Below are 16,444 nucleotides of genomic sequence, written 5' to 3'. Positions count from 1 at the left end.
GCTTCACACGCACGTTTTTGAACGTGCAAAAATGCCCGACAGCACCGCGCCGAGCATCGGGACTCCCGCCCACGAGGAGACGCATCATGAGCCAGGAACACGAACATCCGCACTACAAGAACGAGCAGCCCGCGGCGCCGGTCGATTGGCGCGAGCACGGCGTGAAGGTCATCCGGGGCGATCAACTCGACAGCAACACCGCGCAAACGCCGGGCATGAATCGCGCCGCCGCGATCAACGCGGCGCGGGTCGGCGCTCAGAAAATCTGGGCCGGCACCGTCACGATCCATCCGAACGCGAAGACCGGCGCGCATCATCACGGCGCACTGGAAAGCGTGATCTACGTGGTGCGCGGCCACGCGCGCATGCGCTGGGGCGAGCATCTGGAATTCACCGCCGAGGCCGGACCGGGCGACTTCATCTTCGTGCCGCCTTATGTGCCGCATCAGGAGATCAACGCGAGCACCGACGACCCGCTCGAATGCGTGCTGGTGCGCAGCGACAACGAAGCGGTCGTGGTCAATCTGAACATCGACGCGGTGGAGCAGCCCGAGACGGTTTTCTGGGTCGATCCGATCCATAAGCATCCGCACGACCATTAACGCCATTCGCTCCATGACCACCCGTCCACGCGATTCATGACGCCGACCGCCTCGCTGCGCCCTCGCCTGCTCACGCTCTACGCCGTTCTGATCGCCGCCAATGTCGGTGCATGGGCGTGGGCGCTGATCGCGTTTCGCCACTACCCGCTGCTGCTGGGCACCGCATTGCTCGCCTACGGCTTCGGCCTGCGCCATGCGGTCGACGCCGACCACATCGCCGCGATCGACGCCGCCACGCGCAAGCTGATGCAAACCGGCAGGCGGCCGCTCGGCATCGGGCTGGCATTTTCGCTGGGGCACTCGACCATCGTGATTCTGGCGACGGTCGGCATTGCATGGACCGCGCACTCGCTGCATGGCCGCTTCGAGACCTTCAAGGCGATGGGCGGCACGATCGGCACGCTCGTTTCGGCGACTTTCCTGCTGGCGCTGGCCGCCGTGAACCTCGTGATCCTGCGCGATGTCTGGCGCCACTATCGCCATGTGCAGCGCAGCGGCGAGTCGCCGCGCGAAGCGCCGGACGCCATTGCGCCCGCTGGCCTGCTGTCGCGCGCATTGCGCCCACTGTTCAGGCTCGTCACGGCAAGCTGGCACATGTATCCCGTCGGCGTACTGTTTGGTCTCGGCTTCGACACCGCGACCGAGATCGGCCTGCTGGCGATCGCCGCCTCCGAAGCCGGCAAAGGTCTGCCGCTCTATTCGATCCTCGTGTTCCCCGCGCTCTTCACCGCGGGCATGACGCTAGTCGATTCGACCGACAACGTGCTGATGGTGCACGCCTATAGCTGGGCCATGGACGACCCGAAGCGCAAGCTCTACTACAACGCGAGCATCACGTTCGTGTCGGCGGTGGTGGCGATCGTCATCGGCGGCATCGAAGCGCTGGGCCTGCTGTCGGACAAGCTCGGGCTGAGTGGCGGCGTATGGAATGCGGTGGCCGGCGTGAACGAACATTTCGGCATGCTGGGGTACAGCATCGTCGCGGTCTTCATGGCATGCTGGATCGGCTCGGTGCTGTTCCATCGCTGGCGGCGTCCGGGGGAGGCCGCGCGGTAAATTCAACAGCCTCCGCGCGGCGCGCCCGGTCAGCATGGCGCGGTTGTGGCGCGGAATCGTCCGTTGTGGCGGAGCGCTTGCGCTCACCGCACCCGCGGCGAGTTCGCAGAACGTTGTGGTGACGAGACACACCGGCCCTTTTATCCTCCAACCAGGCACCCGGCGCCGTCGCAAGCGTGCCGGATTCACGAGCAATCGCTTACACTGAACCCGCATCCCATCGTCGTATTCGACACTGCACTACCGTCGCCGCGTCGCGCGCATCCGGCGCGGCCCTTCAGAACCGGCAACAGAACGGACTGGACACTCCATCGATGAAGACTCCCGCGGACCGATTTCTCGCACTCGACGCAGCCCGCCGCACGGCCGACGCCTACGGCAACCACGCCATCGACGAATTCCTTGCCGGCCGCATCACGCGCCGCGAACTGCTGCGCTATGCCAGCGTGATCGGGTTGTCGCTCGCGGGCGGCGGCGTGCTCAATGCGCCGCGGGCGCGAGCGCAAGGCACTGCCGCCACGTCTGGTCAGACGATCCGCGTGGCTCACCTGACGCCCGCCGGCGCGGTCGATCCGCTCACCGTGACGGACGCGGCCAGCCTCGCGCTGCTGAACCAGACCGGCGAATTCCTGATCGATGACGACGGCGAAAAGCTCATGCTGAAACCGGCGCTCGCCTTGTCGTGGAAACCGAATGACAAGGGCGACGTGTGGACCTTCAACCTGCGCCCGAACGTCAAGTTCCACGACGGCCAGACGTTCACGGCCAAAGACGTGGTCGCCACATTCGACCGCCTCGCCGATCCGGCGAGCGGTTCCGCGGCGCTCTCGGTGCTCAAGGGCGTGCTGTCCAAAGGCGGCGCGAAGGTGGTCGACGATCACACGGTCGCGTTCCATCTGGATGCGCCCAACGGTAACTTCCCGTACTACGTTTCCTCCGACAATTACAACGCCGTGATCCTCCCTGCGAACTACGCGGGCGGCTATGAAAAGAGCTTCATCGGCACGGGGCCGTTCAAGCTCGAGAAGTATCAGGCGAAGGTGGGCGCGTCGTTCGTGCGCAATCCCGATTACTGGGGTGAGAAGGCGCTGCCGCAACGCGTGCAGTTCTCGTTCTACGCCGACGAACAGGCTCAGATGTTGGCACTGCAAGGCCATCAGGCAGATGTGATGGGCACCTTCACCGTGCAGGGCGGCGCCGGCATTCTGAACAATCCGGAATACAAGGCGGTGGGCGTGAAGTCGAGCGCGCACCGGCAGATTCACATGCGCAACGACGATCCGTTGTTCAAGGACAAGCGAGTGCGCCAGGCATTGGCGCTGTCGCTCGATCGCGACGTGCTGGTGCGCGGGCTGTTCAAGGGCCGCGCGCAGGTCGGCAACGACAGCCCGTTCGCGCCGTTGTTTCCGTCTTCGGATGCGGGCGTGCCGCAACGCCGGATCGACATCGCGAAAGCGAAGCAGCTGCTCGCGCAGGCGGGCGTGCCGAACGGCTTCGACGTGACGCTGACCACCGAAAAATACATGGAGATTCCCGATCTCGCGGTGGTCGTGCAGAACGCGGCAAAGGCCATCGGCGTGCGCATCAATCTGAAGGTCGAGAGTCAGTCGCTTTACTATGGCGCGGGCACGCCGGGCAAATCGGATTGGCTGGACTCGCCGCTCGGCATTACCGACTACGGCCATCGCGGCGTGCCGAACGTGTTCCTGAACGCGCCGCTCACCAGCACCGGCACCTGGAACGCCGCGCACTTCAAGAACCCGCAATACGATCAACTGGTCGCGCAATTCGTGGCGGCGGTCGACCTTGCCTCGCAGAAGAAAATCTCCGGACAAATCCAGACACTGCTGCTGGATGAGACGCCCATCATCATTCCGTTCTTCTACGATCAACTGATCGCCATGCGCAAGGGTGTCAACGGCGTGCGCTTCACCGCGCTCGCGCAACTCTATTTCGACCACGCGGTGCTGAGCGCGTAAGCACTCACGCGTCTTCGTCAGGAGAGCTCGATGTCGACCACGGCGCCCCCTTCCGCCACATTCGTTCCGAAGGGCAACGCGGGCCGCGTCGCACGTTTCCTGGCCACGCGCGTCGGCCTGTCGCTGATCACGCTGTGGCTGCTGTCGGTGATCGTGTTCGCGGGCGGCCAGCTGCTTCCCGGCGACATCGGCCGCGCGGTGCTCGGGCCGCTCGCCGACGCGCGCGCGGTCGCCGCGCTCAACCATCAGCTCGGCGCGGACCGTCCGCTCATGACGCAATACGTCGAGTGGATTACGCATTTCCTGCGCGGCGACATGGGGCTGTCCTATGCGTATCGCGAACCGGTCGCGCCGTTTATCGCCGACGCGCTCGCGCATTCGGCCAAGCTCGGCATGCTCGCCTTCATTGTGGTCGTGCCGCTCGGCATTGCGGGCGGCGTATGGTCCGCCATGCACGCGGGACGCTGGCTCGATCGAACCATCAGCATCGCCGGCTTGTCGGCCACCGTGGTGCCGGAGTTCGTGTCGTCGATCGTGCTGATTCTGGTGTTCGGCGTGTGGCTGCGCTGGCTGCCGATCGAAGCGTCGTATCCGCCTGAAGCGAGCGCACTCGAACAACTGCGTTATCTGATTCTGCCGGTACTGCCGCTGGTGCTGGTGTTCTTCGGCTATATCGCGCGAATGGCGCGCGCCGGCACCGTCGAGGCGCTCGATGCGGACTACACGCGCACCGCGATTCTCAAAGGCCTGCCACGCCGCATCGTGATCTGGCGGCACGTGTTGCGCAACGCGCTGCTGCCTACCATCACGGTCGCCGCCACCCAGCTCGGCTACATGATCGGCGGGCTGGTGGTGGTCGAGACACTGTTCCACTACCAGGGCATCGGCTCGCTGATCTACAACGCCGCCAAGGCCAAGGACTTTCCGATGCTCGAAGCGGGCGTGCTGACAATCGGCGTGGTCTACACCATCGCCAATCTCGCCGCCGATGCGCTGCACGTGCTGCTCAATCCCCGGCTGCGGGTAAGGAGCGCCGAATGAGCACGATCGTGCCGCCAGCCGTGCCGCCCACCTCACGTTCGGCCAGCGAGCCGCGCTTCGACCAGTTGCGCGTGCTGCTGCGTTCGCCCACTTTCGTGGTGGGCGTGGTGATCGTCACATGGTGGATCGTGTGCGCCATCGCCGGGCAATGGATTGTGCGCATCGATCCCTACGCGTCCGATCCGCTCAACTCGCTGACGCCGCCCGACGGCACGCACTGGTTCGGCACCGATCAACTCGGCCGCGACGTGTTCTCGCGCGTAATCGTGGGCGCGCGCGACATTCTCACCATCGCGCCCCTCGCCACCCTGCTCGGCACGGTGGCGGGCACTGCCCTGGGATTGATCGTCGGCTACTTCGAAGGCTGGGTCGACAACGTGGTCGGCCGCGCGATCGACGCGGTGCTCGCGCTGCCGCTCGTCATCGTTGCGCTGCTCGCGCTGGCCGCCGTCGGCGCGTCGAACTTTACGGTGATCCTCGTGATCGGCATCACGTTCACGCCGATCACCGCCCGCACCGTGCGCGCCGCCGTGCTCGCCGAGCGGCATCTCGACTACGTCGCCGCGGCGCAACTGCGCGGTGAGCGCGCGCCGTACATCATGTTCGCCGAGATTCTGCCGAACGTGCTGCCGCCGATCATCGTCGAAGCCACCGTGCGGCTCGGCTATGCGATCTTCGCGGTCGCCACGCTATCGTTTCTCGGCTTCGGCATTCAGCCGCCTTCGGCCGACTGGGGGCTCGCGCTGTCCGAGTCGTACACGCTGATGGCAGGCGGCGCATGGTGGACCGTGGTGTTCGCGGCGGGCGCGAGCGCCACGCTCGTGGTCGGCGTGAATCTGATCGCCGACAGCGTACAAGGCGTGCTCGACCGATGAACGGCCCGCCGCCCTCCTCGTTCCCCGCCTTCGACATGTCGAAGAGCGATCGCACGGATGCGCTGACCGTCGTCGGCCTGACGGTCACGTACCGGATACGCGGACGCGATCGCGAAGTGCTGCAGGACGTCTCGTTCCGCGTGCGGCGCGGCGAAGCCTACGGCCTCGTCGGCGAATCGGGTTGCGGCAAGTCCACAGTCGCGATGGCCGCGCTGCGTTATCTGCCGCGCAACGGCAAGGTGAAGGCGGGCAAGGTCATCATCGCCGGCGAGGACGTGCAGAAGCTCAACGCCGACGCGCTGCGCGCCATGCGCGCCAATGCAATCTCGATGGTCTATCAGGATCCGGGGCGCGCGCTGAATCCGTCGCTGACGATCGCGCGGCAAGTCTCCGAAGCATTCGAAGCTACCGGCCTCGCACGCGACGAGGCCCTGCGGCGCACGCTCGAGATGCTGCGGCGCGTACGCATCGCCGAACCGGCGCGCGTGATGGATAGTTATCCGCATCAATTGTCGGGCGGCATGCAGCAGCGCGTGGTGATCGCCATGGCGCTCGCCTCGAACCCCGCGCTGCTGATTCTCGATGAACCGACTACCGGGCTCGACGCGACCGTCGAAGCGGAAGTGCTCGACCTCATTGCGCAGCTGCGTGAGGAACTCGGTACAGCCGTGCTCTTCATCAGCCACAATCTCGCGGTCATCGGGCGGATGTGCGAGCGCGTCGGCGTGCTTTACGCGGGCAAGCTGGTCGAAGAAGGCGCAACGCAGGACGTGTTCGCGCGGCCGCGTCATCCGTACACCGTCGGGCTGTTGCGCTGCTTGCCCACGACCGGGCGCAGCAAGGACACCGAACGGCTCGATACGATTGCCGGCAGCCTGCCCTCGCCGGGTTCGGTCACGCAGGGCTGCCTCTACGCGGAGCGCTGCCGCCTCGCCGACGACAGGTGCCGCCGCGACGCGCCGCCGCCTTACCGCGTGAGTGCCGCGCATGGCGATCAGATGTCGCGCTGCCACTACCACGAACGCGCGATCGAGTTGCCGCGCGCGAGTGCGGAAGCCTTGCCCAAACGTGGCGATACGCCAGTCGACGGCAAGCCCGCAACGCGCGTGCTGCGCGCGGAGAAACTCTCGAAGACCTTTCATGTGTCCGGCGGACCGCTGCGTGCCGTCGACAACGTCTCGATCGACCTCGCCAGCGGCGAGACGCTCGGCCTCGTCGGCGAATCCGGCAGCGGCAAGACGACGCTCGCCAAGCTGATGCTCGGCCTGCTCACGCCGGATGCCGGCAGCGTGCTCGAACTCGACGGCACGCCGCTCGCCGCGCGCGTCACGCGACGCAACGACGAGCAGGTCAAGTCGCTGCAGATCGTGTTCCAGAATCCGGACTCCGCGCTCAATCGCTCGCACTCGGTCAAGCGGCTCATTGGCCGCGCGCTGTCGCGCCTCACCGCGCTGCGCGGCCCGGCGATCGACGAACGGCTCGCCACGCTGACGGCCGCCGTGCGTTTGCCGGAACGCTATCTCGGCTCGCGCACGCGCCAGCTCTCCGGCGGACTCAAGCAGCGCGTGGCGATTGCGCGCGCGTTCGCCGGCGAGCCGCGCGTCGTGGTGTGCGACGAGCCGACCTCCGCGCTCGACGTCTCCGTGCAGGCTGCCATTCTCAACCTGCTCGCCGATCTGCAGCGCGAGCGCGGCGTGAGCTACGTTTTCATCTCGCACGATCTGCATGTGGTGCGCTATCTGTCGGACCGCATCGCCGTGCTATATCTCGGCAGGCTGCTGGAAATCGGACCGGCCGCCGCGGTGTTCAGCGGCCCACATCATCCTTATACGGAAGCATTGCTGTCGTCGGTACCGACGCTCGACGCACACGCGAGCACGGCCCGCATTCGCCTGTCCGGCGATCTGCCGAGCGCTGCCTCGCCGCCGTCCGGCTGCGTATTCCACACGCGCTGCCCGCGCAAGCTCGGCGCCATCTGCGAACAGCAGGACCCGCCTTTCCTCGACGCCGGCGACACCGCCCGTCCGGCCGCGCATCGAATCCGCTGCCATATCCCGGCCGCCGAATTACGGGCGCTGCAAAGCGCTTCGCCCGACGAGTCGGCCAATGTCTCCGGCGATGGGTCGGAGAACACGTAGGGATCCGCGCGGGACCGCGTCTCGTGTAACGAATAGCGCTGTTTAACGCGGCAAAACGACCGTGCGTTTCATCGCCGAAACGTTTTGCGGTGTTTTTTCAGCATCCGCATCGCCCCTCCCTGTTCGAAGCCCGTTGCCGCAAGGTTTTGCGACCAGTGGCATGGATATCGCTATGAACTGGTCAGACTTTCGAAGCCAAACATACGCGGCGCAATGAATGGCGCCACCAAAAGGAAAGGAAGCGGGCAAGCGCGAGGAGACGCTTAGCCAGACACCGGCTGCCCAACCGGGAAGACAACAATGAGTGATTGACCGGCATCGGCGCGACGAACCGGGGGCGGCGTGACCCACGGACGAATAGGCCAACTGTCGCAGATTCAGTGTGAGAGATGGCGGCAGCGCGGTGCCGGTTTTCCCTCGGGAGAGACGCGATGAGGACCAGAATATTCAATCAGTACTACTTTGGGATCAGCCGGAGCACGGCAATCGCTGCAGGCGTGATTGCGCTCGCCACTCAGGTCGCGTATCCGGCATCGACGGATGTCATCCCCAAGTGGGTTGTGCTCGCCGATGCACCGCTGCCCGCCAGCGCCGCGCAGGCAGCGGCCCCCATCGCGCAGGAAGAGGGCGCGGCGCAAGACGGATTGACCGCGGGCGCGGCGGCCGGCGAGCCGACTGCTGCCGACGACGCGGCCACAATCTTTCACCCGCACGACTGTAACGGCTCCAGCTTCAACGGATGCACGCGTCTTGGCGGTGGCAGCGGCAACAACGCCGCGGCGAGTTCTGGCAACAGCGGCGGGTCGAACAGCGGCGGAAGTGCCGGTGGCGCTGCTGGTGGCGCTGGCGGAGCCGGATCGGGTAGCTCGGGCGGCAAGGGCAATAGTGGTGGAAGCAGTGGCGGCGGATCGAGCGGTGGTGGTTCCAGCGGCGGTGGTTCTAGCGGTGGTGGCTCAAGCGGCGGTGGTTCAAGCGGTGGCGGTTCTAGCGGCGGTGGTTCGAGCGGCGGTGGTTCTAGCGGTGGTGGTTCTAGCGGTGGCGGTTCAAGCGGTGGCGGCAGCAGCGGCGGCTGCGGCTGCGGCGGTTCCAGCGGCGGCCCAAGCGGCCCTGGTGGCGGTAAAGGCGGCGGCTTTGGCGGTGGGTTTGGCGGCGGCTTCGGTGGCGGTTTCGGCGGAGGCTTTGGCGGAGGCTTCGGCGGCGGCTACGGAGGCAAGGGTAGCGGCGGTAACGGTGGTGGCAACGGCGGAGGAAACGGGCATTAGCAGTCGCCCGTTTGCCGGATAGGGGGCCCCCGCGCCCTATCCCGCTGTCGACATCTTCCGGCATATCGTCCGGTGTCCGCCGGCATCGGCGGTGATGTCTCGATCCCCCGGTCGAGCGTCACCGCCCGAGGCCGGTCCGTCAGTGCATGCCATGGAAGCGGGTCCGCAAACCGCGATGCAACACATTCGGACCGCACCCGGCTACAGCAAACACGCCAACATGCAGCACTAGCAAGCGCGTGACCGGAACCAAACCGCGGCGATTGCCTCATATCAGATTCAACGTTCGATATGAGGGCACCACTACATGCAACGAAACGTCCCCCCCTCCGCGGCACGCGCGGCCGCCAGCTTGCTGATGGCCGCCGCGCTCGGCCTCGCATCGCTCGCCCATGCCCAAACGGCCGCGCAACCGGCGGCGCAGTCCGCGCAAGCCACGCAATCGCTCCCGCCCACGCTCTCGCAAGCCGCACCGCCCGTCGATCCCACGTTCTCCGCTTACTCGCTCGCGCAGACCTGCCAACGGAAAACCGACAACGTCGCGCAAGGCCAGTGCGTCGGCGCGATACGCGGCATCATCCATGGCTATCAGTACGGCGTGCTGTTCCTCAGTCAGCGCTCCGCCCTGCCGGTCAATGAAACCCAGCGCGTGTCGCTGTGCCTGCACGATACGCCGGTGTCGTCGCTCGTCGATGACTTTGTCGCGGACACCGCCCAGGTCAACGAAGATTCACTCAGGCACACCCCCGCAGAAGTCGCGGTGCTGGGTTCCGTGCACATGCACCACGCCTGCAACTAAGCCCGCCCGCGCAGCCCCTCGGGGGGTCACTGCGCGCGGCGCCTAGAGCATTTCGAGCGGACGCTTGCCGCGCGGCGGTTTGAAATAGGCGTCGATGGCGGCAAGTTCATCGGCTTCAAGTTGCAGATGCAACGCGCGGTGGTTGTCGCGCACGTGCTGGATCCGCCCCGCCTTCGGAATCGCGAACACGCCGGGCTCGCGCAACACCCACGCGAGCGCGACCTGGAACACGGAAACACCGCGCGCGTCGGCGATATCGTCGAGCGGCGAGCGTTTCGGCAGGCGTGCATGATCGACCGGGCTGTAGGCCATGCCCGGCATGTTGCGCGCTGCAAGCCATGGCAGCAGATCGTATTCCGGCCCGCGGCGCGCCACGTTGTAGAGAATCTGGTTGGTCGCGCACGCGTCACCGCCCGGCGTGTCGACGAGTTCTTCCATGTCTTCGGTGTCGAAGTTGCTGACGCCCCAATGGCGGATCTTGCCCGCCTCACGCAATGCCTCGAAGCCCGCGACAGTCTCCGCGAGCGGCACCGAGCCGCGCCAGTGCAGCAGATACAGATCGAGCCGGTCCGTTTTCAGACGCTTGAGGCTCTGCTCGCACGCGGCGATCACGCCACGCCGGCTGGCGTTATGCGGATACACTTTGCTGACCAGAAACACCTGGTCGCGCAAGCCGGCCAGCGCTTCGCCGAGGAGCGTCTCGGTGGCGCCGTCGCCGTACATTTCGGCCGTGTCGATCAGCGTCATGCCCAGTTCGATGCCGCAACGCAGCGCGTCGATTTCGGCGGCGCGGCGCGCAGGCGCTTCGCCCGTCTCCCAGGTGCCTTGCCCCAGTTTCGGTATGCGCTCGCCGTCGGGCAGGCTCACGCTTGCGATATCGCTCGTCATGCTGACTCCTCGAAGTGGCTCAATGGTCGGCGATGCACTCCGCGCGGGCGAACGCGCGGCGCATGGCACGAAAGACATAGCGGCGAGTTTAGCGGTTCGACGGGCGGCCGTTCGCCCCCCAGGCAAAAGCCCGCTATAACGTAACGCGCCGATGTCATAGAATTGCCGCTTGCCCTTCTCGCGTGAGCCCCATGACCTCTGCCTCGGAAGACCGTTGGCGCGATCTGCGCCCGGACCCGGAAAACGACACGCCGCTTTATCTGCAACTTGCACGCAAGCTCGGCTCCGCCATCCACGAAAACCGCTGGAACGCGGGCGAGGCGCTGCCCTCCGAGCGCGTGCTCTCCGAGGCGCTCGGCGTGTCGCGCATTACGTCGCGCAAGGCCATTGCCTTGCTCGTCGAGCAGCGATTGATCCGGCGCACTCAGGGCGCGGGCAGTTTCATCACGCCGCGCTACGAAGATCCGCTGTCGCGTCTGTCGAGCTTCAGCGAAATGCTGCGGCGGCGCGGTTTTACGCCGAGTTCGAAATGGCTTTCGCGCGAGATCGTGCCGGCCAACCGCGATGAGGTGATCCAGCTTGGCTTGTCGCCGGCGGCGGCGGTAACGCGCTTGCGGCGCTTGCGTCTGGCCGACGGCATCGTGATGGCGGTGGAGAACTCCACTTTCCCCGCCGCGGTGATTCCCGATCCTCAAGCCATCGGCGATTCGTTGTACTCGTACCTGGAGAACCGCGGCCTGACGATTGTCCGCGCGCTGCAGCATTTTCGGGCGGTGAACGCGAGCGATGAAATCGCGCAGCAGATGAGCATCGCCCCAAACGAAGCGCTGCTGCTGATTACCCGCGTGGGCTACACGGCCGATCAGCGCGCGATCGAGTTGACCGACACATACTGCCGCAACGACTACTACGACTTCGTGGCGGAATTGCGAAAGTAGGTTTGGCCGCGTTCTCATCGCGCGCTGTCCGCTTGCCGGTTGCCTCGCGATCGTCTGACGTTTGTGCGCCGGCCGTGCACCGGCGCATCCCGCAACCGAGGGTGAATACGCTCAGACCCAGCGTGCCTCATGCGCGCCCACCCGGCTGGGCGGCAGCGCGAAATAAGCGGGCGTCACGTCCAGAATTTCAGCCGGTTGCACGCCCAGAACGCGGCCAAATTCCGAATCGACGGTGGCAAGGCAATCGCGCACCTCGTCGAGCGTGACGTCGGGCGCGGTCCAGCCGTCGGGAATCTGCCCGAACGACTGCAACCAGCGGCCCGTTTGCGCGAGCGAGACCCGCACATGCCAGCTTCCGCCCTCGGTCGCCCGCCGCGCCAAGGCGGCCATCGCCCCGAAGGCGGCCAGATAGCCGGTTGCGTGATCCAGCGCCTGACACGGCAAATGCTTGGGCCCGTCCCATCCCGCGGCCTGCTGCTCGGTCAAGGCGATGCCGCTCGCCGACTGCACCAGACTATCGAAGCCGCGCCGCTGGGCCCAAGGCCCTTTGTGCCCATAGGCGGAGACCGACACATAAACGATTCCTGGACGCGTCCGCGCCAGTTCCTCGGGACCGAATCCGCGCGCCGCGAGTGCGCCGGGACGATACGCTTGCAAAAACACATCCGCGCCGCCCGCCAAGCCCTGTAACGTTTCGCGCCCGGCCGCGTCGCGCAGATCGACCACGGCCGAGCGCTTGCCGCGCCCATTGTCGATCACGAGCGGCGCAATGTTCGGCAGATGCGGTCCGTTGATCAGCAACACCTCCGCGCCATGCTGCGCGAGTGCCCGCCCGGCTACCGGCCCCGCGATGATGCGCGACAGATCCAGCACCCGCACACCCGCCAGCGGCCGGTCCGCGCCGCTCCCGCGCACCGGTTCGACCGGCGCGTCGCCGATGCGCTCGATCTCCAACAGCGGCAAGCCCGCCACCGCCTGCGCCTGTTCGAGCGAGGCCCACTCGTGCGGCGCGCGGATCAACGCGGCGCACAGGCCCGCATCGGCGAGCGTCTGATCGAGCCGCGCGCCATCCCAGCCGCGAATCGCCGCGGCCACTGCCGCGGGATCGTTCGCGCAGTCCAGCACCTGCAATACGCCGTGAAGATGATGGGGGAAATTCGTGTGCAGTTGAATCCAGCGGCCGTCGCGCGTCTCGTAGAAACCCGTCACCGGATCGCGCAGCGCAGGCGGCGGACCGTCGTCGATGCGCAAATAGCGTTCGCTGCGAAACGACGCCAGCGCGCGCCGCATGTCCACCGCGACGTGCTGCCTGTGCCCCGTTCGCAAGCGATGGTATTCGGCGGCCGCGAGGCCCGTCGCTGCGATGGTCGCCGAGGCAAGGCTCCCCACCTGATAAACCGACGGCAAAGCTGGCTCGGCGCCTGTCAGCGAGACGTTTCTCAACGCGGTCGGGTCGCATTCCGCGAGGGTCCAGATATGTTTGAGAGCAAGTTCGGGCGTCATGGCGTTCATAGCGGAACAGGAAGAAGGTGAACCGAGTCTAGAATTCCGCCACGCTGCAATCAATCTTGATTATGATAATCAATATATATTGATTTCTTCGGTTTCCACACCTTTCCATGCCTGCCTCGAATGTACTAACCGCCGCCGAAGCCGCCGCCACGCTCGGCATCAGCTTGCCCACGCTTTACGCGTACGTGAGCCGCGGCATGCTGAGTTCGTCGCCGGACGCGCAGGGCAAGCATCGGCTGTATGACGCCGGCGAAGCGCGGCGGCTCGCGCGCCGCAAGGAAGACGGCAAGCGCGCGGGCAAAGTCGCGCAGAAGGTGCTGGACTGGGGCGTGCCGGTGCTCGAATCGTCGATCACGCTGGTGGCGGACGGCCGCCTGCTGTACCGCGGGCACGACGCCATGACACTGGCGCAAAGTGCGACGCTCGAAGACATCGCGGCGTTGTTGTGGGAATGCAGCGCGCGGCGGCTTGCGGAAGCGCCGGCTGTGCCGTTTGCCGGCGCGCAGTGGGCGGCGTGGCTCAAACTCTGGGGCGACAGCACGCCGCTCGATCGCGCGCTCGTGCTGTTGCCCGCCGCCGCGGCGCAAATGCCCCGGGTGTGGGCGCTCGGCCGCGATGCCCAACTCGACACAGCGTGCGCCGTCATGCGCTTGCTGGCCGCCGCGATGATTTCAGCGGCGCCGTCGAACGAGCCGATGCACCGGCAATTGGCTCAAGCGTGGCAAGTGCGCAACCGGCAGCAAGCCGGCTTGCTGCGCGCGGCGCTGGTGGCCTGCGCGGACCACGAGTTGAACGCGTCGACCTTCACGGTGCGCTGTATCACTTCGACGGGAACGCACCTGTTCGGCGCGGTGGCGGGCGGTCTGGCGGCATTGTCCGGGCCGCGCCATGGGGGTGAGACGGTGCGCATCGCCGCGCTGCTCGATGAGGCGTCGCGCGCGCCCGATCTCGACCGCTATCTGGCGAACCGCCTCGCGCGGCACGAACACGGCACACAAGGGCCGGTGCTGTCGGGCTTCGGTCATCCGCTCTATCCGCAGGGCGACCCGCGCGCGCGGTTGCTGCTCGCCCTGCTCGCCGACTGCGCGCCGGCGCGTTCGCCGCTCGGCGAGGTGCTGGCATTGGCGCGAGCGGTGCGCGATACGACCGGCGCGGAACCCACGGTGGATTTTGCGCTGGCCGCCATCGAGCGGACCCTGGGTCTGCCGGCCGGCGCGGCTTTCACGCTGTTCGCTGTGGGCCGGGTGGTTGGCTGGATCGCGCATGCGATGGAACAGACGCGCGACGGCCGGCTGATCCGGCCGCGCGCGCGTTACATCGGGGACTACGAGACGCCAGGGCCAAACTAAGGCTCCACTGCGGCGCCCCGGACACCTGGCCAATGCCCCGTCCGCTTACGCGTCAGGCCACACCCAGCCAGCGCGGCAACCAGTTCAGCATAGGCACCGGCCGCGCCGAGGAGGTCCGCTCAGACCCGCTCGCCATCGCAAAGCGCGCACCGGCCTGCCCCGCGCTGATCCACGCCACCGCTCCGCGCGGCAGTTCGATCGATTCGCCGGTGGCGAGCCAATGATCGTCGCCCTCGCCTTCGACAGTCAGCCAGATCTCGCCCGAGATGACCTTGAAGATCGACGGACGAGCGACACGCCAGGCCGTCGCGGGCTCGCCATGTTCCAATTCGAATATCCGGACTTCACGCATCGCCTTTCTCCTTCAAAAAACTTTTCTGTTGTACGGATTATTGACGTGCGAAGATCGGAAACCCATGCACAGTTCCGAACACTTTCATCGGAACTGTTCAGTTGAAAAACCGGACAGTTGGCGGCGACCTCGCCGTCCGATGAAGGAAGATCCGCATGAAACTTGAAATCGAGCTCGACCGGGACAACGGCGTGCCGCTGACCGAGCAGATCGTCACGGGCGTCACGGCCTGGATCCGCTCGCGGGCCGCGCACCCCGGTTCCAAGCTGCCGTCGATCCGGCAGTTCGCCACCGATTACGGCGTGAGCCGCTTCCCCGTGATCGAGGCTTACGACCGGCTGGTGTCGCTTGGCTATGTCGACTCGCGCCACGGCTCGGGCTTCTATGTCACCGACCGCCAGCCGGCCAGCTCGCGGTGCCAGGGCAGTTCGGACCCGCGTCGCGCCGAGGACGAATCCGACCACCTGCTGCAGCAGTTCAATCACCCGGGCGAAACGCTCAAGCTCGGCAGCGGCTCGATTCCGGAATCGTGGCGCGATATGGACGGCATCGCGCAGGCGATCCGTCACGTGTCGCGCACCGACCCCGCGAGCATGGTCGACTACGCCACCCCGCTCGGCAATCTGAGGCTGCGCGAACATCTGCAGAGCCGTATCGGCCAGTTGGGAATCCAGGCGGAGCCGTCGCAGATCCTGATCACCAACGGCGCCAGCCAGGCGTTCGATCTGCTGATGCGCTACATGCTCAAGGCCGGGGACACGATCTTTGTCGAAGACCCCGGCTACTACAACCTGAACGGCCTCTTGAAACTGCACGGCGTGAAGCTGATCGGCATTCCACGCACCCGCAACGGTCCGGACCTCGACGTGATGCAGGAGCAGCTGAAGTCGCACCGTCCCAAGCTCTTTTTCATCAACACCGTCTTCCACAATCCGACCGGGACCACGGTTGCGCCGCCCGTCGCGTTTCGCCTGTTGCAGCTGGCGCGCGAGCACGGCTTCTCGATCATCGAAGACGACATCTACACCGATTTTCAAACCGACGTCACCGACCGCCTGGCCACGCTCGATCAGCTCGAACATGTGATCTACGTGGGCGGCCTGTCGAAAACGCTGTCGTCGTCGCTGCGCATCGGCTGCGTGGTGGCGAGCCACGCGGTCATCAAGGATCTGGTCGACATCAAGATGCTGACGAGCATCGGCGGTTCGCGTTTTGCCGAAGCGGTCGCCGTATCGATGCTCGAGCGCGGCGCGTACCACAAGTATCTGGAGCGTCTGCGCCGGCGCATGCGCGATGCACTCGGCTCAACCATCCAGACACTCGAAGACGCGTGCTGGGAAATATTCGAGAAGCCAGTAGGCGGGAAATTCGTCTGGGCTCGCGTGCCGCATGTCGACGATGCGGAACGGCTGGTGGAGTGCGGCGCGCCGCTGGGCGTAACAGTCGTGCCCGGCAACTACTTCCGGCCCAACATGGAAGTGAGCCCGTGGATCAGGATCCACATCGCGTTCACTAACGAACCTCGTGCGCAGGCGTTCTTCCACGCGGCGGCGGCGTTGCCAGCGTCGGAATGAGCCACGGATGGCGTGGCGCATTGAAACAGGCTGGCGCACCCACTGCGCCGGACCGCGCTTTTCCCTAGAATAGCGAGTC

At 66.1% G+C, this 16,444-nt stretch carries 14 protein-coding genes; 11 read left to right on the top strand and 3 right to left on the bottom strand.

Annotated features, from left to right (window positions below; genetic code table 11):
• Positions 1-86: 86 nt before the first annotated feature.
• From A6V37_RS22580 to A6V37_RS22545, 8 genes are all read left to right on the top strand, one after another.
• Complete coding sequence (locus A6V37_RS22580; RefSeq protein ID WP_064268674.1) at positions 87-602, top strand: cupin domain-containing protein; 516 nt, start codon at positions 87-89, stop codon at positions 600-602.
• Between the two features lie 36 nt (positions 603-638).
• Entirely contained in the window at positions 639-1,658 is a 1,020-nt protein-coding gene (locus A6V37_RS22575; RefSeq protein ID WP_064286365.1) for a HoxN/HupN/NixA family nickel/cobalt transporter, read from the top strand.
• A gap of 314 nt (positions 1,659-1,972) precedes the next feature.
• On the top strand, positions 1,973-3,637 hold the full coding sequence (locus A6V37_RS22570) for an ABC transporter substrate-binding protein (protein WP_064268676.1): 1,665 nt from the start codon (positions 1,973-1,975) through the stop codon (positions 3,635-3,637).
• Between the two features lie 30 nt (positions 3,638-3,667).
• Complete coding sequence (locus tag A6V37_RS22565) at positions 3,668-4,678, top strand: ABC transporter permease (RefSeq protein WP_064268677.1); 1,011 nt, start codon at positions 3,668-3,670, stop codon at positions 4,676-4,678.
• Complete coding sequence (locus A6V37_RS22560; RefSeq protein WP_064286364.1) at positions 4,675-5,553, top strand: ABC transporter permease; 879 nt, start codon at positions 4,675-4,677, stop codon at positions 5,551-5,553. Before A6V37_RS22565 ends, A6V37_RS22560 begins: the two co-directional genes overlap by 4 nt.
• A complete protein-coding gene (locus tag A6V37_RS22555) occupies positions 5,550-7,691 on the top strand; it encodes an ABC transporter ATP-binding protein (RefSeq protein WP_064268679.1) in 2,142 nt (713 codons plus the stop codon). The genes A6V37_RS22560 and A6V37_RS22555 overlap by 4 nt, the downstream gene beginning before the upstream one ends.
• A gap of 431 nt (positions 7,692-8,122) precedes the next feature.
• The gene (locus A6V37_RS39405; protein ID WP_075643537.1) at positions 8,123-8,953 is read left to right on the top strand and encodes a hypothetical protein; all 831 of its coding nucleotides are present in this window, start codon (positions 8,123-8,125) and stop codon (positions 8,951-8,953) included.
• Positions 8,954-9,260: 307 nt separating this feature from the next.
• Positions 9,261-9,752: a hypothetical protein gene (locus A6V37_RS22545; RefSeq protein WP_064286362.1), complete on the top strand. Its 492-nt coding sequence runs from the start codon at positions 9,261-9,263 to the stop codon at positions 9,750-9,752.
• 42 nt (positions 9,753-9,794) lie between these two features.
• On the opposite strand, the gene A6V37_RS22540 is transcribed toward A6V37_RS22545, so the two are convergent.
• Entirely contained in the window at positions 9,795-10,640 is an 846-nt protein-coding gene (locus tag A6V37_RS22540; protein WP_064268682.1) for an aldo/keto reductase, read from the bottom strand.
• Positions 10,641-10,831: 191 nt separating this feature from the next.
• Between A6V37_RS22540 and A6V37_RS22535 the strand changes: the two genes are divergently transcribed.
• Entirely contained in the window at positions 10,832-11,578 is a 747-nt protein-coding gene (locus A6V37_RS22535) for a GntR family transcriptional regulator (RefSeq protein ID WP_064286361.1), read from the top strand.
• A 111-nt stretch (positions 11,579-11,689) separates the two neighbouring features.
• On the opposite strand, the gene A6V37_RS22530 is transcribed toward A6V37_RS22535, so the two are convergent.
• Entirely contained in the window at positions 11,690-13,081 is a 1,392-nt protein-coding gene (locus tag A6V37_RS22530; protein ID WP_064268915.1) for a CoA transferase, read from the bottom strand.
• 116 nt (positions 13,082-13,197) lie between these two features.
• On the opposite strand from A6V37_RS22530, the gene A6V37_RS22525 reads away from it, so the two are divergent.
• Positions 13,198-14,439 carry a citrate/2-methylcitrate synthase gene (locus tag A6V37_RS22525; RefSeq protein WP_064286360.1) on the top strand — a complete coding sequence of 414 codons (1,242 nt, stop codon included), beginning with the start codon at positions 13,198-13,200 and terminating at the stop codon, positions 14,437-14,439.
• 52 nt (positions 14,440-14,491) lie between these two features.
• Here A6V37_RS22525 and A6V37_RS22520 read toward each other — a convergent pair whose 3' ends face one another.
• On the bottom strand, positions 14,492-14,791 hold the full coding sequence (locus A6V37_RS22520) for a DUF2917 domain-containing protein (protein ID WP_064268685.1): 300 nt from the start codon (positions 14,789-14,791) through the stop codon (positions 14,492-14,494).
• A gap of 155 nt (positions 14,792-14,946) precedes the next feature.
• Here A6V37_RS22520 and A6V37_RS22515 point away from each other — a divergent pair, with 155 nt between their 5' ends.
• Entirely contained in the window at positions 14,947-16,365 is a 1,419-nt protein-coding gene (locus A6V37_RS22515; protein WP_064268686.1) for an aminotransferase-like domain-containing protein, read from the top strand.
• Positions 16,366-16,444 lie beyond the last annotated feature (79 nt).

Origin of the sequence: Paraburkholderia ginsengiterrae, from assembly GCF_001645125.1 — a bacterium.
Taxonomy (GTDB): Bacteria; Pseudomonadota; Gammaproteobacteria; order Burkholderiales; family Burkholderiaceae; genus Paraburkholderia; species Paraburkholderia ginsengiterrae.
The sequence above is the reverse complement of the archived record's forward strand: the minus strand, read 5'-3'. Positions and strand labels throughout refer to the sequence as shown.